This is a genomic window from Bradyrhizobium nitroreducens (assembly GCF_002776695.1).
Lineage (GTDB): Bacteria > Pseudomonadota > Alphaproteobacteria > Rhizobiales > Xanthobacteraceae > Bradyrhizobium > Bradyrhizobium nitroreducens.
The window spans coordinates 6,694,962-6,716,148 of record NZ_LFJC01000003.1 but is presented as its reverse complement, the minus strand read 5'-3'; the positions used below and the strand labels follow the sequence as shown (position 1 = coordinate 6,716,148).

Genomic DNA, 21,187 nt, shown 5'->3' with positions numbered 1-21,187 from the left:
ACAAACCGGTCTTAGTTCAGGCCAGCGGATGATGGCAAGCTGCGAACTGGCCGGGGGCGACCTCGCGCAACTCCGGTATCTCCGCGCTGCATCGCTGATCAGCCCGCGGGCAGCGGGTGCGAAAGCGGCAGCCGGACGGCGGCGCAATCGGCGATGGCGGCTCGCCAACGGCCACCCCCTCGACGGGACGGACGTCCGGATCAGGAACCGGAATCGCTTGCAACAGCAGGTCCGTATAGGGATGAACGGGCTTGGCGAACAATTGCTCGGACGGACCGACCTCGCAGAGCCGGCCGAGATACATCACCGCGACGCGGTCGCTGACCGCTTTGACCACTGCGAGGTCATGCGCGATGAACAGCAGCGTCAGCCCGAAGCGCGCCTTCATCTCCTCCAGCAGGTTGAGAATCTGCGCGCGGATGGAGACGTCGAGCGCCGAAACCGGCTCATCGCAGACGATGAACTCCGGGTTGAGCACCAGCGATCGCGCGATGCAGATCCGCTGGCACTGCCCCCCGGAGAATTCGTGCGGCAGGCGGTTCGCCACGAGCTCGGGGTCGAGCCCGACCGCCGAAAGCACTTCGTGAACCCTGCGCTTGCGCTCGGCGGCGTCCTTGACGCCGGCAATGATCAGCGGCTCGGCCACGATGTCGCCGATCCGCCGCCGCGGGTTGAGCGAGGCGATCGGGTCCTGGAAGATGAGCTGCACGCGGCGGCGCATCTTGCGCAGCGCCTCGCCCTCCATCGCGGTCAGATCCTCGCCGTCGAACAGCACGCGGCCGGATTTGGCACGGCGCAATTGCAGCACCGCGCGCCCCAGCGTCGACTTGCCGCAGCCGGATTCGCCGACCAGCCCCAGCGTCTCGCCGCGCGCGACCTGCAGGCTGACGCCGGAGACGGCATGAACCGTCTTGTTGCCGAGACCATATTCGACGACGAGATGATCGACGTCCAGAAGCGGCTCGGCCCGCACGGCAAGCTGCATCATGCGTCAACTCCCGCCGCCATCTGGATCGGGTGGAAGCAGGCATAGAGATGTCCAGGCGTCTCCGCGCTCGTCAGCGCGGGCTTGGCCTCGTGACAACGGCCTGCGGCATAGCGACAACGCGGCGCAAAGGAGCAGCCGCGCAGTGGCCGTGTCGGATCCGGCGGCCGGCCTGAGATGGCCGGCAGCGGAGTATGCGGCGCGGCATCCAGCTTCGGGATCGCGGCCAACAGCGCCTCGGTGTAGGGCATATGCATGCGCTTGAACAAGGCTTGCGTCGGCGCGCGCTCCACCACCCTGCCCGCATACATCACCGCGACCTCGTCAGCCCGGCCGGCAACGACGCCGAGATCGTGGGTGATGATGATCATCGCCATGTGGCGGCGGCGCTGCTCGCGCGCAAGCAGATCGAGGATCTGTGCCTGGATGGTGACATCGAGCGCGGTGGTCGGCTCATCCGCGATCAGGAGCTTCGGCTCGCAGGACAGTGCGATCGCGATCGCGATGCGCTGGCGCATGCCGCCGGAACATTGATGCGGATATTGCGCGAGCCGCTGCTCCGGCGCGGGAATGCCGACGGCCGTCAGCAGCTCGATGCTGCGCGCCATCGCAGCGGACGCGTCGAGCTCGAGATGCTCCTGGATCGTCTCCATCAGCTGCGTGCCGATCGTCAGCACCGGATTGAGCGAGGTCATGGGGTCCTGGAACACGACCGCAAGGTCTCGCCCGCGCAGGCGCCGCAGGCTTTCCGGCGCGAGGCGCGCCAGATCCTGGCCGTCGAACATCACGCGTCCCGTGAGCTTCGCCTTCTTCGGCAGCAGCTGCAACACCGCGCGCGACAGCATGGTCTTGCCGCAGCCGGATTCACCGACAATGCCGAGCGTGCGGCCCGCCTCGAGCGACAGATCGACGTGATCCACAGCGCGCAGGTTTCCGCGCGGCGTCGGCAGCTCGACCACGACGTCCGCGATGGTCAGGAGCGTGCTCACAGCGCCCCCTGACGCGGGTCGGTCAGTGCCCGCAAGGTATCTCCGACCAGGTTGAAGGCCAGCACGGTGAGGAACAGCCCCGCCGCCGGCAGGAAGGCCAGCCGCGGCGCGACGTCGAGGCTGTCGCGCCCCTCGCCGATCATGCTGCCCCAGCTCGCCATCGGCGGCGGCACGCCGAGGCCGAGGAAGGACAGCGCACCCTCGACCACGATGGTGACGGCGACGCCGAGCAGAAAGAAGGCCAGCAGCGGCAGGATCACGTTCGGCAACAGCTCGCGCACGAGGATGCGCGCATGACTGGCCCCCAGCGCCTCGGCCGCGATCACGAATTCCCGCCGCGCCAGCGTCAGCGTCGCCGCGCGGGCCACCCGCATGAAGGCGGGAATGCCGAGTACGCCGAGGATCAGGGTGAGGTTGGGGACGGACTGGCCGAGATAGGCGGTCACGGCGAGTGCGAAGATCAGCGGCGGAAAGGCGAGCAGCACGTCCATGCTGCCGACCACGAGCGTCTCGAACCGGCCGCGGAAATAGCCGGCCAGCAGGCCGAACGCGCCGCCGATGGTCAGGCCGATCATCGGTGCGATCAGCCCGACCGTCAGCGAGGCCCGCGCGCCGAAGATCAGGCGGGCGAGCTCGTCGCGGCCGAGCCCGTCGGTACCGAGCCAGTGCTCGGTAGAGAACGCCGCGCGGCGCTCCAGCATGTCCATGTCGACAGGGTTCTGCAACGGCAGCACCGGGGCGAGGATCGCGAGGGCCAGGATGATCACGAGCCAGGTGCTCGCGATCCAGAACAACAGGCCGAGCCTGCGCTTGCGCCTGCTGGGGGCGGCCGTCGCGTCGTCCTTTATCGAAAGCTCAAGCGTGGCCATGACGGATCCTGGGGTCGAGCACCGCGTAGAGCATGTCGACGATGAAGTTCACGATGACGAAGCCGCAGGCGACCAGCAGCACCACGCCCTGGAGGATGACGAGATCGCGGGTGTAGATCGCCCCGACCAGGAGCCGGCCGATGCCCGGAAGCGCGAAGATCGATTCCACGATCAGCGTGCCGCCGAGCAGGCGGCCGATATTGATGCCGGTCACCGTCACCAGCGTCAGCGACGACGGCTTCAGCGCATGCACGAACAGGATGCGCGCCGGCTTGAGACCTTTCGCTTTCGCCAGCGCGATATAGTCCTCCTGCAGGGTCGCGATCATGTCGGACCGCAGCACCCGCATGATTCCCGGCCATTCGGCCAGCGCCAGCGTCAGCGCCGGCAGCACGAAGAAGCGGAGATTGTTCAGTGGCTCTTCGGTGAAGGGCACATAGCCGGTCGCCGGCAGCCAGTGCAGCTCGAGCGCGAACAGATAGATCAGCAGGATCGCCACCAGGAAGGATGGCATCGACAGGATCGCGAACGCGCTGCCGGTCATGAAGCGGTCGAACGCGCCGCCGGCCCGTGCCGCGCAGGCGATCGCGACCGGAACGCCGATCACGAGGCCGATGAACTCGGCCATCAGCATCAATTGGAGCGAGACCGGAATGCGCTCGGCGACCGCCTGCAGCACCGTCTGCCCGGTGCGGTACGAGCGGCCGAGATCGCCCTGCAGGACATGGCCGAGCCAGCTCAGATAACGCCACCACAGCGGCTGATCGAGCCCCATGTCGCGGCGCAGCGCCGCGACATTCTCAGGCGTCGCCTGATCGCCCAGGATGACGAGAGCGAGATCGCCCGGCAGCAGCGAGGCGATCAGGAACGTCAGCAGCGAGACGGCGAGCAGCACCGGCAGCATGGCAAGCAGCCGCCGAACGACGAAGTTCAGCATCGCGCCATCATTCCAGCCAGGTCATCGAGACATCGATCACGCTGTTGTAGATCTTCGGGAAGCCCTTCAGCTTGGCGCTCGACAGCGCGTAATAGGTGTTCTGGAAGGTCCAGAACCAGATCGCCTCCTTGTTGATCAGGCGGCTGATGGCGCAGTAATCCTCGGTCCGCTGGCCGGGATCGGCCGTGACGCGTGCATGGTCGAGCAGCCTGTCGAGCTCGGGATTTGAAAAGCCGGCGAGCGCAAGCGGACTGCCGCTGCGGAAATTCGCGTACATCTGCGGATCCGGATCGGCGAGATCGACGATACGCCAGGGCGTCATCTGGAACTGGCGGGTGAAGGCGCGCGAGGGAATCGTGGCCTGGTCGACCTGCTCGATCTCCATGTTGGCGCCGACGCGCTTCCAGAACTGCTGCAGCACCTGGCCGACCATGCGGCCCCTAGGCGTCGCGGTCACCAGCGTCTTGAACTCGACCGGCTTGCCGTAATCCTTGATCAGCGCCTTGGCCTTCTCGACGTCGAAGGGCAGCGCGCCGTCGTCCTTGCACTTGACCCAGGAGCCGTCGCCATAGGGATTGCTGGCGGGCCGGCTCAGGCCGTTGCTGATCGCCTGCGACATCTTCGGACGGTCGATCGCCATCACCAGCGCCTGGCGCACACGGACGTCGTCGAACGGCGCGACCTTGGTGTTGAAGGCGTAAACCTGCGCGCCCGAGCCCTTGTAGGTGTGAACGGTGAGCTTGGAGTCCTTCTGCGCCTTCAAAATATTGTCGGCGTCAGCCTCGTCGTCCCAGATGATGTCGGCCTCGCCAGATTGCAGCGAGGCGAAACGCGACTGCGCGTCAGGCAGCGGCTTCAGGACGATGCGGTCGAGATAGGGGCGGCCCTTGTCCCAGTAGTTGGGATTCTTCTCCAGCACCATGCGGTCGCCGGCGGTCCAGGATTTCAGGATGTAGGGCCCGGTGCCGACGGGATTGCGGTTGTAGTCGTCGCCCTTGGTCTTCCAGGCCGTCGGCGAATGAATGACGTTGTTCTGGCTCTGGATGGTAATCGTCGCCGGCAGGTTCACCGAGGGATCGGTGAGCTTGTAGACGATGGTGTCGTTGTCGGGCGCCAGCACCTCCTTGACGTTGGTGATGTAGAAGGCGCAGCGGCACTTGTTGGCCGGGTCCTTCTGCCGGTCGAAATTCTCCTTGAAGGCCTGGGCATTGAACGGCGTGCCGTCGTGGAATGTCACGCCCTGGCGCAGCTTGAAGGTCCAGGTCATGTAGTCGTCGGAATGAGTCCAGGACACCGCGAGCTTGGGCGCGGCCTCGCCCTTGTCGTCGAGCGTCGTCAGCGTATCGAAGATCGCGGCGGCCGCGGTGAAGGTGGAGGTGTCGTAGACGCCGACCTTGAGCGGATCGAAGCCCGCAATCTCCAGCTCCTGGCCGACGGTGATGCTGCCGCCGGATTTCTGCGCCTGCGCGGGCTCAGCCAGCGGAAGGAGCGCAAATGCCGCAACAAGGAAAATCGGCGCGTGCTTGCGCGCCGCAGCAGCAGACTTCGTCATGGTTCCTCCCGGGATCCCTCGTCCGATGTTTCGGATCGCTGAATGACTGGAGGCGAGATTGGCGACAAATGCTCGCGACGGCAAGGGGCACGCGCGACAGATCAAACGCCGCAGGTGCGGCGCAATGTTGCTCAGCGTGTCGCGGCTGTTTTGCCTGTCGGAATTGGCGCGTCGTCAGCGAGGCCGATCTCATGGCGCAGCCCATCGGTATGCTCGCCGAGCACGGCCATCGTCTTGCCGGGCGTGATGTCGGCGCCCGACATCCGGAATGGCAGGTTGAGCACCTGGAACGAGCCGCCCTCGTCCCGCACCTCGGAGAGCGCCTGCCGGTGCGCGAGCTGCGGATCGGCTAGCGCCTCGGACACGGTGCGATAGGCCGAAGCCGGCACGCCGGCCCCACCGAGTGCTGCGAGACAGGCGTCGGTCGTGAGCTGCCGCGACCAGGCTTCGACCCCGTCCATCACCTCGGCCCAGTTGTCGCGGCGAGCCGCATAGGTCGCAAAGCGCGGGTCGGTGATCCAGTCGAGGTGCCCGATCACGCCCATCAATGCCTGGAAGGTCTTCTCGCTGGCGACCGTGATCATGACGTAGCCATTGGCCGTCTCGGTCGGGCCGAACATCGGGCGCGGCGGCGGCTTCACCGCGAATTGGGCACTCTGCAATTCGGTCAGAGTCAGCGACAGCATCGTTTCCAGCATGGAGACGTCGATGTGCTGGCCGATCCCCGTCACGGTGCGCTGATAGAGCGCGGACGCGATCGCGCCGAAACCGTAGGTCCCGGTGACGACGTCGGCGTGGTAGATGCCGCAATAGTCCGGACGGTTGCGGCCCGGCTGGTAGGCGAGATGCGCCATGTCGTAGCCTGAGGCCGCGTGGATCACCGGGGCGTAAGCAGGCAGCTCGGCCGAGGGGCCGGTCTGGCCGTAGCCGGAGATCGAGCAATAGATCAGCCGCGGATTAACCGCGCGCAGCCTGTCATAGTCGAGCCGCAGGCGGTGCATCACGCCGGGACGGAAGTTCTCAACCAGAACGTCTGATGTCGCGGCCAGCCGGCGCACAGCCTCCTTGCCGTCCTCGGACTTGAGGTCGAGGACCATGCTCTTCTTGCCGACATTGAGCTGGCCGAACGCGGTGCTGCAGCCGTTACGCAGCGGTGGCCGGGTCCGCATCGTCTCCCCGCCGTCGGTCTCGATCTTGATGACCTCGGCGCCCATATCAGCTAGCATCCGCGCGCAGTGAGGACCTGCGATGGTCGTCGAAAAATCCAGGACCCGCAGGCCTGCGAAGGCCTTTGTCGTCGTCCCCTCATGCTTATCTGCTAGCTGCATACGTGCCGCGTCCTCGGGTTTTTGGAACTACGGAAGTTCTCTCTAGTTGATGCGGCGACCCTAGAGGGCGGCGGCTGAGTAGGAAAGTGTTTACCGAAAAGACGCGCCGCGTGGGCGGGCTTTAAGAAATTCCTGGGCAACTGGACCCGTTCTTGCATAGCAGCAAACGGGATCGGAAGAGGGCAGCTGTTCTTGAGGGTCTTGTTCGTCACCACGGAGATGGACGACTTCGTCCGCGTCGGCGGACTCGGCGCCGTGTCCGCTGCTCTGCCCCGCGCTCTTCGCCCCTTTGCCGATATCCGGATCATGTTGCCCGGCTATCGCGACATCATCGAGCAACTCACGCATATTCAGATCGTTGGCCGCTGTCCGGCATTCGCGGAGATGCCCGCCTGCTCGCTCGGCCGAGCCGCGACCAAGGACGGAATGCCCGTCTACGTGCTGTTGTGCTCACAGCTCTACGACCGGCCCGGCAATCCCTATGGCGACGAGTCCGGGCGCGACTGGCCGGACAACGACATCCGATTCGCGCGCTTTGCCTCGGCAGCCGCTGAGCTGGCCATGGGCAAGCTGGACAAGAATTGGGCAGCAGACCTGATCCATGCCAATGACTGGCAGGCTTCGCTGGTGCCGGCCTATCTCGCCTGGCGCGGCGCCAAGCTGCCGTCGATCCTGACCATCCACAACCTCGCCTATCAGGGCCTCTTCCCGAAGGAGGCGCTGCGGCGCATCGGCGCACCGGAGAGCTCCTTCCACATCGACGGCGTCGAATTCTATGATCAGGTCTCTTTCCTCAAGGCCGGGCTGGTCTACGCCTCGCACCTCACCACCGTCAGCGGGACCTATGCGCGCGAGATCACGACGGAGGAATTCGGCTGCGGCCTGGAGGGCCTGCTCCGCCTGCGCTCGGACGCCTCCGAGCTCACCGGCATCCTCAACGGCATCGACGAGAGCTGGGACCCGCGCTCCTGTGCCCAGCTTGCCCAGCAGTTCGGCGCCGGCGACTGGGCCGGCAAGAGGGCCAATGCGGATTACGTGCGCAAGCAGTTCGGCTTGGCGGTGTCGCGCGGCCCGATGTTCGGCATCGTCGCGCGCCTCGTGCACCAGAAGGGCATCGACCTCGTGCTGTCGGCGGCCGACGAGATCGTCGATGCCGGCGGGCAGATCGTGGTCACCGGGTCCGGCGAGCCGGCGCTGGAGCAGGCCTTGATCGACGCGCATCGCCGCCGCCCCGACGCCATCGGCGTGGTGATCGGCTTCAACGAGGCGCAAGCTCGCCGCATCTTTGCCGGCAGCGATTTCACGCTGATGCCCTCGCGCTTCGAGCCGTGCGGGCTCAGCCAGATGTACGCCCAGCGCTTCGGTTCGCTGCCGATCGGGCACCAGACCGGCGGCCTTGCCGAGACCATCACCGACGGCGAGACCGGATTCCTGTTCTCGAAGCCCTCGCGCGATTCCTTCCTCGGCGGCGTCCGCCGGGCCTTCTCCGCCTTCATGGCGCAAGACCAGCTCGACACCATGCGCCGCAGTGCCATGGGACGGTCGTTCTCCTGGACCATCTCGGCCGGCAGCTACAACGCGCTGTATCGGAAGCTGGCCTCGGTGTGAGGCCGAGACGTTCCCCGTCGTGCGCACCTATCCATCACCGTCACCCTGAGGTGCTCGCCTCTTTGGCGAGCCTCGAAGGGCGACGGCCCTGCTGCAGCAGCGGGGCCGCGCATCCTTCGAGGCTCCCGGCGCGACGCGTCTGCATCGCGCTGCTCGCACCTCAGGATGACGGAGCTGAGAGCAGAAAACTTACCCCTTCCCGCGCACGTCCATCTGCGGCCGTCCAATCCAGGCCCTGTTAAGGCAGCGGATCATCCAGTCGGGTTGCGGCTCGCCGCGCAAGCGCGCCTGCGCTTCCTGGTAGGGACCGACATAGCGCAGCCGGTCCGGTAATTTCGGATAGATGCGCCGGATCCATGTCAGCGCGTTGTCGGCCGCGCTCTTGTCCCGCTCATCGAGCCTAAACCCGAAGCCAGATCGCAATCGCTCCGGCAGCATTCGCGCCGTGATCGCGCGATACCATCGCGGCGGCCGCAGCCACGGACGCGCGCCCGAGAAGATTTGCATGGCGATCTCGCGTGCTGCCGGGCTGACGGTCAACGTATCCGACTGCACCATCGCGGCATTGTAAGCAGCAAAGCCGGCCCAGTCCCCCGGCAAATCGACCGCCGTCAATCCGAACAAGGCACCGAACAGCCGGCTCTCGGTCCAGTAACGCTCGCGCTCCTCCACAGAGAATGGCGGCAAGACCAAATCGTGCGCCATCAACGCGGTCTCGACCAGCGTCGCATGAACCCAGCGCAGCGAGGCGATGTCGTTGGCACAATAGCGCGAACCCGCAGCAAAGGGGCCGACCGTCTCGGGCATCTCTCCGACGATCATGCCGTGGCGCCGGTGCAGCTGCCGCGACGACAGCAAGGCACGGTCGAGCGAGCCGAACACCATGGCGAAGACGATGTCGAAAGTGCGATGGAAACGTCCGATCGGATCGGCAAAGGTCTTGGAGTGCTCGGCGATGGCAGCCGCCACCCAGGGATGGGCCAGCTGCAGCAACAGCGCGCGGCCGGCACCGAGAAAGATGACGGCCTCACGGTCGATCCGCCAGGTCAGCGTGTCAGGACCGAACACGCCCGCCATCGGTCCCGCCGCGTTGGCGCGGACCTGATCGAGGGCTGCCTCGAGATCGTTCGCTGACACCACTTGCCAGGGCCTTTCGCCTTGCGGATCGCCGACGATCCGCAGGGCCTGTGGCAATTCGATGATGAGCGGCTCTATTCCGCTGCCATGGGCATCTCGTCCGTATGCTCGTGCAGCACCACGCCGGCCAGCGGATCAAACTCGCCGACCCACGGCTTGCGCGTAAGCACCGACTTTGTGTGAGCGTAACCAGCGTGCCAGCGCCGCGTGATCCCCGACGGACTGAAGTCGATATCCTTGGTGTGGGTCTCAAGCTCCAGCTGCGGCGCCAGCAGCCGCACCACATGCATGCGGGTCGGACAGCCGTAGCTCGTCAACTCCCTCACCGCGGGATCGTTACGCTCGGCCTCCGGAAGCCGCGCTGCGAGCTGGTTGATGACATGGCGCAGGCGGTGGGCCTGCTGCTGGCGTGCGATCTGGCTCGAAATGCGGCTGGAATACTGCACGTCCTTGTGGCGGTTCAGCACCTCCGCCATCGTCGTCGGCTCGGCGCCGACGGGATTCCACAAATGCACGGAGAAGATCAGCGAATCCCGTCGCGGATTGTCGTCGAACACCGCCTCGGTCGGCGTGTTCGACAGGATGCCTCCATCCCAATAGAGTTCGCCGTCGATGCGCACCGCCGGGAAGGCCGGCGGCAGCGCGCCCGAAGCCATCACATGCTTCACCGTCAGTTCGCCGTCACGGCTGTCGAAATAGCGCATCTGGCTGGTGCCGACGTGCGCCGCACCGACCGTCAGACGCGGCGCGCAACGATTGGCGAGATCGAAATCGACCAGCTCGCTCAGCGTCTTCTCCAGCGGCGCGGTCGAATAATAGCCCGCGTTGTCGGCGCCGAGCGGATAGGAATCGCCGGCATGTGCCAGCGGATTGGGCCGGAAGAAACCGGGAATGCCGTGCGTGACGGTCGACCAATAGGCCAGCTTCTCGTTGAAGCCGGGAAACGCGGATCGCCAGTCCCAAACCGGCTTCTGCTCCATCCGCTTCCAGAATTCCCTCAGGCGCGCAAGTCGATGCTCCCGCGGATTGCCGGCGATCAGGCTCGCGTTGATGGCGCCGATCGAGGTACCGATGACCCAATCCGGCTCGATGCCGGCCTCGTGCAGGGCCTGGTAGACGCCGGCCTGATAGGAACCGAGCGCGCCGCCGCCCTGAAGCACGAGAACGACCTGACCCGGCAGGTCGTGACCCTTGCCCGGTGTTTTGTCGTGTCTGCCGTTCATGTCAGGCTCCTGCATTGGTCGAATATTCGACTTGTTGCGCCGGCTCATGTCAATGCGCCGTCCAGCCGCCATCGACGGGAAGCGCGATCCCGGTGATCGACGCGGCCGCGTCCGTCGACAGGAACACCGTCAGCGCACCGAGTTCCTCGACCGTTGCAAAGCGCTTGTTCGGCTGCTGCGCCAGCAGCACGTCACGAATGACCTGGTCGCGGGAAATGCCGTGCGCCTTGGCCTGCCCGTCGATCTGCGCTTCGACCAGCGGCGTAGAGACGTAGCCGGGACAGACCGCGTTGCAGGTGATGCCCTCCTCCGCAGTCTCCAGCGCCGTGACTTTGGTCAGACCGACGATGCCGTGCTTGGCTGCGACATAGGCTGCCTTGAACGGCGAGCCGACCAGGCCGTGCGCCGAGGCGATGTTGATGATCCGCCCAAAACCGCTCTGCCGCATCGCCGGCAGCGCGAGCCGCGTCGTGTGGAAGGCCGAGGTCAGGTTGATGGCGAGGATCTGATCCCATTTCTCGACCGGAAACTGCTCGAGCGGCGCGACATGCTGGATGCCGGCATTGTTGACGAGGATGTCGAGCCGGCCGGACTCGGCGATGGTCGCCGCGATCATCTCGGCGATCGACTTGGGCCTCGTCATATCCGCCGGCGAATAGCTCGCCTTGACGCCGAACTCGGCGACGATCTGCTCGCGTACCTTGCCGATCTCGGCGGCGACGCCGAGGCCGTTCAGCACCACGTCGGCGCCGGCCGCCGCCAGCGCACGCGCGATGCCGAGACCGATACCGCTGGTCGATCCCGTGACCAGCGCCACCTTGCCGGCCAGCGCGCGTGCCGGCTGAGACGTCTGCGGCTTCAGCGGTATGTTCATGACACGACCTCCATTGGCGATGACTGGGCTCCCAGCCTTCGCAAGACCCTGGAAGATCGGTCGCCCGAACGGAAATACCGGCTGGCTTCCGAATCCATAGGCGCGCGCTATTGCGGCTGGGATGTCATTCGACGGCCCGATCGGATAAGGTCGCGCCGTCTTGCTGGGAGCCGATTCATGGAAATGCATCAGGTCCGCTATTTCCTCGCAGTCGCGCAGCTGCTCAATTTCACGCGCGCGGCGGAGGAGTGCAACGTCACGCAGCCTTCGCTGACGCGCGCGATCAAGCAGCTGGAGGCCGAGCTTGGTGGCGACCTGTTTCGCCGCGAGCGACCGGCGGCGCAACTGACCGAGCTCGGCCAGCGCATGCATCCGCTGCTGAAGCAGTGCTATGACGCCGCAGCCGGCGCGCGCTCGCTCGCCTCCTCGTTCAAGAGCGGCGAGGTCGGCGCGCTGCGTATCGCGCTGACGCATTCGATCGATCTGGCATTGCTGATTCCCCATCTCAACGAGATCAGGCGGCAGTTCAACCGGCTCGAGCTGCGCTTCCTGCGCGGGACGGCCCGCGAGGTCGGCGATTTCCTCAAGAAGGGCGAGGCCGAGCTCGGCATCGCCGCCGAGATCGACGAGGCCTGGGACCGGCTCGACGTCTGGCCGCTGTTCACGGAGAGCTTCGAGCTCGTCGTTGGCGACGGACACCGGCTGGCGGGCCGCAGCAGCATCGAGCTGGAGGATCTGCGCTCCGAGCAATTGCTGAGCCGGACCTTCTGCGAGCACGCGCGCCGCATCTCCGCGAGCCTGCGCGAGCACGGCATCGAGCATGGCCACGAGATCTCGAGCGAGCGCGACCTGATCGAGCTGGTCGAAGCCGACATCGGCGTTGCCATGGTGCCGCACACCTCGCCTTTGCCGGACACGCTGACGCGCGCCACCGTCGCCGGGCTGGATGCCCGCCGCACCGTCAGCCTTTACGGCGTGGCCGGCCGGCAGCGAACGGCAGTCGCCAATGCCGTGATGCGCATGCTGCGCGGCGCCGACTGGCGCAAGATCGCGGGGTAGTGGAGCGTTGCACCAGGTGAGACGCGTGTTGCTGTGCCCTCTCCCCTTGTGGGAGAGGGCAGCGACGCCGGTAGACGCAGACTCGCTTGGGTGAGGGGTATGTCTCCGCGAGCGACGGCACATGCGGAGAGAAACCCCTCACCCGTCTCGCCGCTTCGCGCCGAGCCACCCTCTCCCCAAGGGGAGAGGGTAAAGAGTGTGCGCGGCTAGTTCTCCCGGCTCGCGCTCTCCAGTGCCGCGAGCAGATCGTCGATCTCCATGCGCTTGCGGAAATCGGGGTCGACGAAGCGCGCTTTCACGATGCCGTCGCGGCCGACCACGAACACCGCCGGGATTGGCAGCATCCAGCCGTCATTGCCGTGGAATTTTGTCATATCCTGGTAGGACAGCAGGCGCTGGATCTCGGTGCCGAGCCAGATCGCGAGATTGAGCGACAGCGCATAGCCGTTGTCGAGGTCGGTCAGGATTGGAAACGGTGCGCTGGACTCGGCCTTGAGGCGTCCAGTGTATTCCTGTGTCTCCGGCATCACCGCGACGACCTGCGCCCCGATCGCCCTGATGCGGTCGAGCGCCTGGACCACGGCGCGGACGTTGAGCCGGCAATAGGGACACCAATGGCCGCGGAAGAACATCACGGCGAGCGGACCGCGCTCCAGGAGCGACGGCAGCGTGACGAGACGCCCGCCCTCGTCCGGCAGCATGAATGGCGGCATCGCATCGCCCGGGCGCGGCGCGGTCTCGCCGCCGCCGTTACCGCCCAATCTCGCCACCAGGCGATCGACGGCCTCGCCATAGGCCGGAAACACCGCACGGCTGGCATCGGCATAGGCACGGAGCTGCTCGTTCAGCGTGCCGTCCATGTCGCGGCAGCGCTGGAAGGCAAGCCTGAGCTGTTCGGCATCGGCAGGCGAGAGAGATGTCATCTTCTGCTCCGGCATTCTCCAAGGCGAATATTAGATTCCCGGTTCGGCCGCCCGCAAGGGGCGGCCGCGATGCCAGGCCCCGTTCAGTTCACGTAGAAATTTCCGGTCGGATCGAGCCGTCCCGAGGTGGAGTACAGCGATCCGTTGCTCATGAAGAAGACGGTGTTGTCGGGCACCTTCTTGGCGTTCTTCATCATGGCCTCGTGGTTCTTCTCGGCCGGGGCCATCGCCATCGCCGACATCTTGCCGGGGCCACCATAGAAATAGGCCATGCCGGCCTTGAAGTCCCAGGCGGCCTCCGAGAACGCGGAAGTGGCGATGACCGCAAAAGCGGCGGTGGCGATCAGAGTCTTGGACAATTTCGGCATGGGGGTGCTCCTCGGGATTGACGTCGACGCCCGCCAATCGGGCGCCCTGTCATCGGACGCCGAATGCCGCGAAAGCGGAAATGCCGTTGCCCAATCGGATCGATAGCCACCGCGCATCGAGATAGCGCACCGCTATCGCATCGAGAGCAAGCCGGCATTTCAGGATGGACGCGATCTCGATGAAGCTCCCGTCATAGCCGGCGACCAGCGCGGTTGCGGCCAACACAGGAGACCTCCCCATGTCCCAGAGCCATCCCTCGTTCCGTCTGATCTGGCCCGGCCTTGCCATCGCCGGCGCCCTCACGCTCTCGGCGCAGCCCGTCGTTGCCGGCGAATGTCCGGCCGGCAAGATCAAGCCCAACGCCCAGCAGATGGTCGACTACAAGCCCGTCGGCGTTACCGATGTCACGCTCGGTGCGATCGACCTCGGCAAGCAGCCGGCCCATATCGAGGGGCGCGAGCTGCGCTTTCGCAAGCTGACCATCGAGCCCGGCGGCATCGTGCCCTGGCACAGCCACGACGACCGTCCCGCGTTGATCTTCGTGCAGCAGGGCGAGATCGTCGAATACGCCTCCAACTGCGTCGATCCGATCGTGCACAAGGCCGGCGACATCCGTCCCGAGGTCAACGGCACCTCGCATTGGTGGAAGAATCTCGGCAAGGAGACCGTCATTCTCTACGTCGGCGACGTCCGCAAGGATCCCAACGATCACCACATGTAACGGCTTTTAATGCTCCGTCATTCCGGAGCGCGCAGCGAACCCGGAATCTCGAGATTCCGGGTCTGGTGCGCCGGCCCGCGCTTTGCACGTCCCGTTCGCACCAGCCCGGAATGACAAGTCGAGAGAAATCGTGCCATGACCGATCTTTCCGCGTCGATCAAACCGGCCGCGATGGCGCTGGACGCGCACTCGCCGGGTCTGGCACTGCGCTCGCTCGTGATCGGCCTCACCGCATTCCTGACCGTCGTCGATCTCTTCGCGACGCAGGCGATCCTGCCCACGCTCGCGCGCCATTACGACGTCACGCCCGCCGCGATGGGCTTTGCCGTCAACGCCAGCACCTTCGGCATGGCCGCAGCCAGCCTCGTCGTCGGCTTTCTCAGCCCGCACATCAACCGGCGGACCGGCATCCTGCTCAGCCTGGCACTGCTGGCGATCCCCACCAGCCTGCTGGCCTCGGCACCGAATCTTGCCGTCTTCACCGTCTTGCGGATCGCGCAGGGCCTGTGCATGGCGTCCGCCTTCGCGCTCACCCTCGCCTATCTCGGCGAGCAATGCAGCGCGATTGACGCCGGCGGCGCCTTTGCCGCCTACATCACCGGTAATGTCGCGAGCAATCTCGTGGGACGGCTGATCTCGGCCGCCGTCGCCGACGGACTAGGTCTTGCCTGGAATTTCTATCTGTTCGCGGCCCTCAACCTCGTCGGCGCTGTGCTGGTCTATTTCACGATTCGACGCGTGCAGCCGATGCATACGATGATGCCGGCCGCTTCACCGCTCAAGGCCATGATCGCGCATTGGCGCAATCCGAGGCTGTGCGCGGCCTTCGGCATCGGCTTCTGCATTCTGTTCGCCTTCATCGGCACCTTCACTTTCGTCAATTTCGTGCTTGTGCGGCCGCCGCTGGCATTGGGCATGATGGATCTCGGCCTCGTCTATTTCGTCTTCCTGCCGTCGGTCGTCACGACGCTTCTGGCTGGCAAGGTGGCCGCGCGGTTCGGAACGCGTCCGACGATCTGGGGCGCGCTCGCCGTCGCCGGCCTGGGTCTGCCCTTGATGCTGATGCCACATCTGAGCGAAGTCCTCACCGGTATGGTTCTGGTCGGCGTCGGCACATTTTTCGCGCAGGCCGCCGCGACAGGCTTTGTCGGACAGGCGGCTGCCGACAACCGCGGCATCGCCAGCGGGACCTATCTTGCGTGCTATTTCTGCGGCGGGCTGGTCGGCACGGCGGTGCTCGGGCGCCTGTTCGACGCCTTCGGGTGGCACGCCTGCGTGTTCGGCGTCGGCGTGGCCCTTGGGGCGGCAGCCCTGCTCACCTTCGCCCTGAAGCGCTAGAGCATCTTCGGTTCTGATTGAATCAGAACCGAAGCTCTAGATTCTTGTTTTGACGCGTTTTCTTCACGCGAACCGGTGTCCACTTCGCTCGAAAGAGCTCTAGCAGTCGCGCGGTCAGCGAAGCGCGATGCCGGGTCTCGCCTCGCGCCGCGCTACTTGGGGGCGGTCAACTTTTCCCAGGGACGTTTGCCGCTGGCATCTCTGTCCCATGGACGCGCGGTCGGCGCGTTCCTTTCCTCGACGGCCGCCTTAGCGCGATCTGCCTGTACCTGCTCGCGATCCGTCAGCGATGGCTTGGGTTGCGCTTCGGACGTCTGTGCAGCGACTGGACTTATGGCGAGCAGCGCTGCGATGAGAAACTTTGTCATCCCCGGCTCTAGCACGTGCGAGGCAGGACGTCCGATTTAGTTTCCGGCGCCTGCTGTTCCATCACGCCCGCGCGTCAGCCGGAGCCCGCTGCTTCAGCAGCCGGGCGCAGACAAAGCCGAGTACCACCATGATCCCCGCGCTTGCGACCAGGGTCGGCATCTTGCCGGCATGCTGGAGCCCGAAACCATAGGCGAGCGGCCCCACGGTCTGCCCCATGAAGAAGAAGAACGAATGCAGCGACAGCGCGGTGGCGCGCGCTTCGACCGAGAGCTCGCTGGCGAAGACCTGCAGGCAGCCATGGGCGATGTAGAAGCCCCAGCCCATCACGATGAGATTGAGGGCCTGCACCTCCCAGCGCGGCCCGAACGCGACGGCAACGAGCTGCGAGGCAACCAGCGTCATGCCCACGATCATCATGCCCTTGACGCCGAGCCACGGCAGCAGCCGCGCCACCGTCAGCGTGTAGAACAGGCCGCCGACCGCAAAACCCGCAATGACCAGGCCGGCGATCGACAGCGATGTCTGGCCGAGCTCGAACAGGAACGAGGCGATGTAGGGAAACAGGCCGAGCACGCAGCAGCCTTCGATGAACACCGCGGAGTAGCAGACATAGGCGTTCGGGTTGGTGAAGATGGTGCGATAGCCCGCCCTCAGCGCCGACAGGCTCGTCTTCGGGGGATGCTTGACCCTGGCGCCGCGAAAGCCGGCGGCGACCGCGATCGATGCGATGATCACCAGCCCGCCGAGCACCGCCAGCACGCCGCGCCAGCCGAGGAAATCGCCGATCAGGCCGGAGGCCGAGGCACCGAGCAGATTGCCCGTCATGGCGCCGGCAAGCGTGCGGCTGATCGCAACCTGGCGTTTCTCGGGGCCGACGAGATCGCTGGTCAGGCTGAGCGCCACCGGAAACACGCCGCCCGAGCCGATGCCGGCGAGAATGCGGGTCGCAAACAGAACCGAGAACGAGGTCGAAAATGCGCCGAGGATGTTGGCGAGGCCGAGCAGCGCCAGGCAGCCGATCATCAGCCGCGTCTTGCCGAACAGATCGGCGGCAGCGCCGATGATCGGCTGGATGATCGAGAAGGTGAAGGCGAACACCGCGGCAAAGCCTGCGGCGGTCGCGATGCTGACGCCGAAATCCTCGGCGACATGCGGCAGCACCGGATCGAGCGCCCGCGCCGACAGGGCCGCGGCAAAGCTTGCGCCCGAGATGACGTAGAGCGCCGTCGGCAAGCCGTGGTCGTGCGGCCGCGCCTCGCTCTTCTGCATCAGCGCGGGTTCTTTGCCAGCGCGTCGAACGCCATCAACCTGGCGATCAGCCCTTCGAACTCGCGCAGCGGCACCATGTTGGGTCCGTCCGAAGGCGCGCGGTCGGGATCGGGATGGGTCTCGATGAAGACGCCGGCAACGCCGACGGCAACCGCCGCGCGTGCGAGCACCGGCACGAATTCGCGCTCACCGCCCGACGAGGCACCCTTCCCGCCCGGCTGCTGCACCGAATGGGTGGCATCGAAGATCACGGGCGCACCGGTGGTGCGTGCCAGGATCGGCAGCGCGCGCATGTCGGAGACCAGCGTGTTGTAGCCGAACGACACCCCGCGCTCGGTGACGAGCACGTTGGGATTGTTGGCGCTGGTGATCTTCGCGACGACGTTCGCCATGTCCCACGGCGCCAGGAATTGCCCCTTCTTGACGTTGACGACCTTGCCGGTCGCAGCCGCCGCCAGCAGCAGATCGGTCTGCCGGCACAGGAAGGCAGGAATCTGCAAGATGTCCACGGCCTGCGCCACCTCGGCACATTGCGTGGCCTCGTGCACGTCGGTCAGGACAGGCAGACCGAGCGAGGAGCGGATTTCGGCGAAGATCGGCAGCGACTGCGCAAGACCCAGGCCGCGCGCCGCGGACGCGCTGGTGCGGTTGGCCTTGTCGAACGAGGTCTTGTAGACGAGGCCGATGTTCAGCCGCGCCGCGATCTCCTTCAGCGCGGAGGCGACCTCCAGCGCATGCTGGCGGCTTTCGAGCTGGCATGGTCCGGCAATGATCGAGATCGGCAGATCGTTGCCGAACTTGACCTTTCCGATGGTGACGACCGGCGCCGCTGAATGCGAAGAGCTCAAGACAAATCCCTCGTTTCGGCGCGACCATAGCCGCCACGAGGGTCGGATCAACCCTATTCGGCCCAGGCCATCCGAATATCAGGGTTGCGCCGGGGCTGCCGGCGCCGCCCTTGCCGCGGCAGATTCCTACTTCACGGCCGAGAAGGCAGTCGGCGTCAGGATCTGGCTGACGATATTGCCGACGATCTGGCCGTCCGCTTCGCTCTCCGCGCGTGCTTTGATCCAGTCCGGATCGGTCATGAACTTGCCCCACTTCGTCTCGCGCTCGGCAAGCGACTCCCAGGCGAGGAAATAGGTCAGCTCCTGGTTGGATTCGCCGATCAAGGTCGTGAAGAAGCCGGCCTGCTTGATGCCGTGCTTCTCCCAGATCTTCAGCGTGGCGGTCTCGAACCGCTTCAACAGCGCCGGCAGGCGGCCGGGCACGCAGCGATAAACGCGCATTTCGTAGATCATTCATGTTCCTCCCTGAACAGGTCCGGCGGTTATAGCGGCTGCCCGCGAGGGTGTCTTGAGCCCGGACCGGCCGCCCCCCGCGGCGCTCCGCGCATGGCTTGCGCGTCCGGCGCCGCGCCGGACTCCCGCAATGCTGCCGCAATGATCGGGCCGCTACAAAGGCTCAGTCGCAGCCTGGGTGCCTGTCACATGCGGATTTTGCTGGTCGAGGATGAAGCGGAGATGGCCGGCGCCCTGGCCTCGGCGCTGAAGCGCTACGACATGGTGGTGGACCACGCCCCGACGCTGGCCGAGGCGGAGGAGGCCATCTCGGCCGACGTCCATGCCGCCGTCCTGCTCGACCGCCAGCTTCCTGACGGCGATGGCCTCGCCCTGATCCCAAAGCTCCGCGCGCGCGCCGACGGCGTGCCGATCATCGTCCTGACTGCGCGGGGCGAGCTCGCCGACCGCATCGCCGGGCTCGACAGCGGCGCCGACGATTATTTGTCCAAGCCGTTTGCAGTCGAGGAGCTGCTGGCGCGGCTGCGCGCCGTGCTGCGGCGGCCGGCGGGCCTCTCCCCTGACGTGATCCGTGCCGGCCGCCTCGCCTTCGACCTCAGTCATCGCGAGGCCAGTATCGACGGCGTGCCGTTCGAGCTGCCTCGCCGCGAGCTGCTGGTGCTCGAAGCGCTGGTCCGCCGCATGGGCCGGACCGTGCTGCGCTCGGCGCTGGAAGAGGCGGTCTACAATTTCGACGACGAGATCCAGTCCAACGCGCTCGACACGCACGTCTCGCGGCTCCGGCGAAAGCTCGCGGACGCCGACGCCGGCATCGAGATCCACGGCATTCGCGGTGTCGGCTACCTCCTGAAGAAGCTGCCATGAGCACGATCAGCGCGCACCACGATCCCTATTGCCTGCGCTCGCGCCTGAGCTGGCGCCTGCTGTCGCTCCAGGCCGCGCTGCTCCTTGCACTTGTCGCCGTCGTGGTCGGAGCGTTGTGCGCCTCCGGCTTCGTGCTCGCCGAGCGCGACGAGGACCGTGTCATCGACGTCGTCCAGCGCGCGCTCATGCGCGACGCACAAGGCGGACTGGCCTTGCGGCGGACGGCCGAGCTGCAGCACTTGCGCAGCGAGACGCCCGACCTCTGGTTCCTTGTGCGCGACCGGCAGGGTCGCATCCTGAGCGAAGGCACCGTGCCGGCCGAATTCGCCGCGATCGGCAACGGCCTCGACCAGATCAGCCAGGCGCGGCTCGGCTGGCAGATGTTCGAGGACGATCCCCGCAAGCCGGCGGCACGGCTGAAGCGGGTCGACACCGATGCCGGCAATGTGCAGGTCATCACGGCGACGCAAGGACGTCTGATCGGCGCCAAGGCGCTGTTCATGACATCCCTTGCGTTCCTCGGCCTCGCCCTGCCCGGCCTGTTGCTGATGGGAACGGCGACGTTCATCGCGACGCCGATGATCGTGCGCCGCGCGTTCAGGGGGCTCGATAGCGCGGCGGACGAGGCCAGGCGCATCGATATCCATCAGCGCGGCGCGCGGCTGCCGGTAGAGCGGATTCCGCTGGAGGTCATGCCGCTGGTGACCGCGATCAACGACGCGCTGGCGCGGCTCGACCAGGGCTATGCCCGCCACAAGCGCTTCGTTGCGGATGCCGCGCACGAGCTTCGTACACCGATCGCGATCCTGAACACACGGCTGGAGTCACTGGCCCCTGGGCCGGACAAGACCCGTCTCATGGAGGATGCCGCGCGGCTGGCGACGCTTGCCGAACAATTGCTCGATATCCAGCGGCTCGACCGCTGCGGCCATCCTTTCACGCGCGTCAATCTCGTCACCGTTGCGCAAGGCGTCGCCGCCGATCTCGCGCCGCTGGCGATCGCCGCGGGCTACGAGCTGGCGCTCGACGCGCCGGCGACACCGATCGAGACGATGGGCGATGCGGCGGCGCTGGAGCGCGCGCTGACCAATCTCGTGCAGAATGCAATCCAGCACGGCCCGCGCCGCGGCACGATCGGGATTCGCGTCGGCAGGCCCGCGAGCATCGAGGTCGCGGACGAAGGCGCCGGCATTCCCGCCGATCAGCGCGAGCAGATCTTCGAGCCGTTCTACCGGCTGACGCCGCTCGATCGCGGCGCCGGCCTCGGCCTCAACATGGTGCGCGAGATCGTGCAGCTGCATGGCGGCCACGTTTCGGTCGCGGACGGACCGGAGGGCGGCGCCTGCTTCCGGATGACGCTGCCGGAAGTGCGGCAGAGCTGATTCAATTTGGTATTTGCGCCCCGTAGCGCAATGCTGTCGCAATGCGCTCCCGCGACACTGCATGCGCCGCGCCTCCAATTGAGGTGCAAC

At 66.1% G+C, this 21,187-nt stretch carries 21 protein-coding genes; 6 read left to right on the top strand and 15 right to left on the bottom strand.

The features are described from left to right. Positions 1-16: 16 nt before the first annotated feature. The 6 genes from TSA1_RS31920 to TSA1_RS31895 all read right to left on the bottom strand — a co-directional run bounded on the left by TSA1_RS31920 (position 17) and on the right by TSA1_RS31895 (position 6,660). Positions 17-988, bottom strand: coding sequence for an ABC transporter ATP-binding protein (locus TSA1_RS31920; RefSeq protein WP_100179795.1), 972 nt, complete (start codon positions 986-988; stop codon positions 17-19). Next, positions 985-1,974, bottom strand: a complete 990-nt coding sequence (locus TSA1_RS31915; RefSeq protein ID WP_100179794.1) for an ABC transporter ATP-binding protein — start codon at positions 1,972-1,974, stop codon at positions 985-987. Before TSA1_RS31915 ends, TSA1_RS31920 begins: the two co-directional genes overlap by 4 nt. Continuing rightward, entirely contained in the window at positions 1,971-2,843 is an 873-nt protein-coding gene (locus tag TSA1_RS31910; protein WP_100179793.1) for an ABC transporter permease, read from the bottom strand. The genes TSA1_RS31915 and TSA1_RS31910 overlap by 4 nt, the downstream gene beginning before the upstream one ends. Further along, positions 2,830-3,780: an ABC transporter permease gene (locus TSA1_RS31905; RefSeq protein WP_100179792.1), complete on the bottom strand. Its 951-nt coding sequence runs from the start codon at positions 3,778-3,780 to the stop codon at positions 2,830-2,832. Before TSA1_RS31905 ends, TSA1_RS31910 begins: the two co-directional genes overlap by 14 nt. A 7-nt stretch (positions 3,781-3,787) precedes the next feature. Then, positions 3,788-5,332 carry an ABC transporter substrate-binding protein gene (locus TSA1_RS31900; protein ID WP_100179791.1) on the bottom strand — a complete coding sequence of 515 codons (1,545 nt, stop codon included), beginning with the start codon at positions 5,330-5,332 and terminating at the stop codon, positions 3,788-3,790. A gap of 131 nt (positions 5,333-5,463) precedes the next feature. Then, positions 5,464-6,660, bottom strand: a complete 1,197-nt coding sequence (locus TSA1_RS31895; RefSeq protein WP_100179790.1) for a CaiB/BaiF CoA transferase family protein — start codon at positions 6,658-6,660, stop codon at positions 5,464-5,466. Between the two features lie 192 nt (positions 6,661-6,852). On the opposite strand from TSA1_RS31895, the gene glgA reads away from it, so the two are divergent. Next, positions 6,853-8,268, top strand: a complete 1,416-nt coding sequence (gene glgA, locus TSA1_RS31890) for a glycogen synthase GlgA (RefSeq protein ID WP_100179789.1) — start codon at positions 6,853-6,855, stop codon at positions 8,266-8,268. A 189-nt stretch (positions 8,269-8,457) separates the two neighbouring features. Here glgA and TSA1_RS31880 read toward each other — a convergent pair whose 3' ends face one another. The 3 genes from TSA1_RS31880 to TSA1_RS31870 all read right to left on the bottom strand — a co-directional run bounded on the left by TSA1_RS31880 (position 8,458) and on the right by TSA1_RS31870 (position 11,502). Next, on the bottom strand, positions 8,458-9,408 hold the full coding sequence (locus tag TSA1_RS31880; protein ID WP_174719163.1) for an oxygenase MpaB family protein: 951 nt from the start codon (positions 9,406-9,408) through the stop codon (positions 8,458-8,460). Between the two features lie 71 nt (positions 9,409-9,479). Further along, on the bottom strand, positions 9,480-10,628 hold the full coding sequence (locus tag TSA1_RS31875; protein WP_100181449.1) for a DUF3734 domain-containing protein: 1,149 nt from the start codon (positions 10,626-10,628) through the stop codon (positions 9,480-9,482). A gap of 49 nt (positions 10,629-10,677) precedes the next feature. Then, a complete protein-coding gene (locus tag TSA1_RS31870; RefSeq protein WP_100179788.1) occupies positions 10,678-11,502 on the bottom strand; it encodes a 3-hydroxybutyrate dehydrogenase in 825 nt (274 codons plus the stop codon). A 177-nt stretch (positions 11,503-11,679) separates the two neighbouring features. Here TSA1_RS31870 and TSA1_RS31865 point away from each other — a divergent pair, with 177 nt between their 5' ends. Further along, a complete protein-coding gene (locus TSA1_RS31865; protein WP_100179787.1) occupies positions 11,680-12,561 on the top strand; it encodes a LysR family transcriptional regulator in 882 nt (293 codons plus the stop codon). Between the two features lie 206 nt (positions 12,562-12,767). Here TSA1_RS31865 and TSA1_RS31860 read toward each other — a convergent pair whose 3' ends face one another. From TSA1_RS31860 to TSA1_RS39410, 3 genes are all read right to left on the bottom strand, one after another. After that, complete coding sequence (locus tag TSA1_RS31860) at positions 12,768-13,484, bottom strand: peroxiredoxin-like family protein (protein ID WP_100181448.1); 717 nt, start codon at positions 13,482-13,484, stop codon at positions 12,768-12,770. Positions 13,485-13,567: 83 nt separating this feature from the next. After that, a complete protein-coding gene (locus TSA1_RS31855) occupies positions 13,568-13,852 on the bottom strand; it encodes a hypothetical protein (protein ID WP_100179786.1) in 285 nt (94 codons plus the stop codon). Positions 13,853-13,901: 49 nt separating this feature from the next. Further along, positions 13,902-14,078 carry a hypothetical protein gene (locus TSA1_RS39410; protein ID WP_161497290.1) on the bottom strand — a complete coding sequence of 59 codons (177 nt, stop codon included), beginning with the start codon at positions 14,076-14,078 and terminating at the stop codon, positions 13,902-13,904. Between the two features lie 13 nt (positions 14,079-14,091). On the opposite strand from TSA1_RS39410, the gene TSA1_RS31850 reads away from it, so the two are divergent. Both TSA1_RS31850 and TSA1_RS31845 read left to right on the top strand, forming a co-directional pair. Beyond that, the gene (locus tag TSA1_RS31850; protein ID WP_100179785.1) at positions 14,092-14,574 is read left to right on the top strand and encodes a cupin domain-containing protein; all 483 of its coding nucleotides are present in this window, start codon (positions 14,092-14,094) and stop codon (positions 14,572-14,574) included. A gap of 135 nt (positions 14,575-14,709) precedes the next feature. Next, positions 14,710-15,912, top strand: coding sequence for an MFS transporter (locus tag TSA1_RS31845; protein WP_100179784.1), 1,203 nt, complete (start codon positions 14,710-14,712; stop codon positions 15,910-15,912). A gap of 429 nt (positions 15,913-16,341) precedes the next feature. Here the strand turns inward: TSA1_RS31845 and TSA1_RS31835 are convergent, their stop codons facing one another. From TSA1_RS31835 to TSA1_RS31825, 3 genes are all read right to left on the bottom strand, one after another. After that, a complete protein-coding gene (locus tag TSA1_RS31835; protein WP_100179782.1) occupies positions 16,342-17,550 on the bottom strand; it encodes an MFS transporter in 1,209 nt (402 codons plus the stop codon). Further along, entirely contained in the window at positions 17,550-18,398 is an 849-nt protein-coding gene (kdsA, locus tag TSA1_RS31830; protein ID WP_100179781.1) for a 3-deoxy-8-phosphooctulonate synthase, read from the bottom strand. Before kdsA ends, TSA1_RS31835 begins: the two co-directional genes overlap by 1 nt. Positions 18,399-18,524: 126 nt before the next feature. After that, positions 18,525-18,851 (bottom strand): NIPSNAP family protein, encoded by a 327-nt coding sequence (locus TSA1_RS31825; RefSeq protein ID WP_100179780.1) that lies wholly within the window; start codon positions 18,849-18,851, stop codon positions 18,525-18,527. Between the two features lie 189 nt (positions 18,852-19,040). On the opposite strand from TSA1_RS31825, the gene TSA1_RS31820 reads away from it, so the two are divergent. After that, positions 19,041-19,715, top strand: a complete 675-nt coding sequence (locus tag TSA1_RS31820) for a response regulator transcription factor (protein ID WP_100179779.1) — start codon at positions 19,041-19,043, stop codon at positions 19,713-19,715. A gap of 5 nt (positions 19,716-19,720) precedes the next feature. Then, complete coding sequence (locus tag TSA1_RS31815; RefSeq protein ID WP_100181447.1) at positions 19,721-21,097, top strand: sensor histidine kinase; 1,377 nt, start codon at positions 19,721-19,723, stop codon at positions 21,095-21,097. Positions 21,098-21,187 lie beyond the last annotated feature (90 nt).

What these genes read in the sequence shown, in the direction of transcription:
- TSA1_RS31825 (WP_100179780.1), bottom strand. Translation starts at nt 18,851, where the DNA reads ATGATCTACGAAATGCGCGTTTATCGCTGCGTGCCCGGCCGCCTGCCG.
- TSA1_RS31905 (WP_100179792.1), bottom strand. Translation starts at nt 3,780, where the DNA reads ATGCTGAACTTCGTCGTTCGGCGGCTGCTTGCCATGCTGCCGGTGCTG.
- TSA1_RS31895 (WP_100179790.1), bottom strand. Translation starts at nt 6,660, where the DNA reads ATGCAGCTAGCAGATAAGCATGAGGGGACGACGACAAAGGCCTTCGCA.
- TSA1_RS31875 (WP_100181449.1), bottom strand. Translation starts at nt 10,628, where the DNA reads ATGAACGGCAGACACGACAAAACACCGGGCAAGGGTCACGACCTGCCG.
- TSA1_RS31835 (WP_100179782.1), bottom strand. Translation starts at nt 17,550, where the DNA reads ATGCAGAAGAGCGAGGCGCGGCCGCACGACCACGGCTTGCCGACGGCG.
- TSA1_RS31910 (WP_100179793.1), bottom strand. Translation starts at nt 2,843, where the DNA reads ATGGCCACGCTTGAGCTTTCGATAAAGGACGACGCGACGGCCGCCCCC.
- TSA1_RS31920 (WP_100179795.1), bottom strand. Translation starts at nt 988, where the DNA reads ATGATGCAGCTTGCCGTGCGGGCCGAGCCGCTTCTGGACGTCGATCAT.
- TSA1_RS31850 (WP_100179785.1), top strand. Translation starts at nt 14,092, where the DNA reads ATGTCCCAGAGCCATCCCTCGTTCCGTCTGATCTGGCCCGGCCTTGCC.
- TSA1_RS31855 (WP_100179786.1), bottom strand. Translation starts at nt 13,852, where the DNA reads ATGCCGAAATTGTCCAAGACTCTGATCGCCACCGCCGCTTTTGCGGTC.
- TSA1_RS31845 (WP_100179784.1), top strand. Translation starts at nt 14,710, where the DNA reads ATGACCGATCTTTCCGCGTCGATCAAACCGGCCGCGATGGCGCTGGAC.
- TSA1_RS31870 (WP_100179788.1), bottom strand. Translation starts at nt 11,502, where the DNA reads ATGAACATACCGCTGAAGCCGCAGACGTCTCAGCCGGCACGCGCGCTG.
- TSA1_RS31865 (WP_100179787.1), top strand. Translation starts at nt 11,680, where the DNA reads ATGGAAATGCATCAGGTCCGCTATTTCCTCGCAGTCGCGCAGCTGCTC.
- TSA1_RS31860 (WP_100181448.1), bottom strand. Translation starts at nt 13,484, where the DNA reads ATGACATCTCTCTCGCCTGCCGATGCCGAACAGCTCAGGCTTGCCTTC.
- TSA1_RS31900 (WP_100179791.1), bottom strand. Translation starts at nt 5,332, where the DNA reads ATGACGAAGTCTGCTGCTGCGGCGCGCAAGCACGCGCCGATTTTCCTT.
- TSA1_RS31820 (WP_100179779.1), top strand. Translation starts at nt 19,041, where the DNA reads ATGCGGATTTTGCTGGTCGAGGATGAAGCGGAGATGGCCGGCGCCCTG.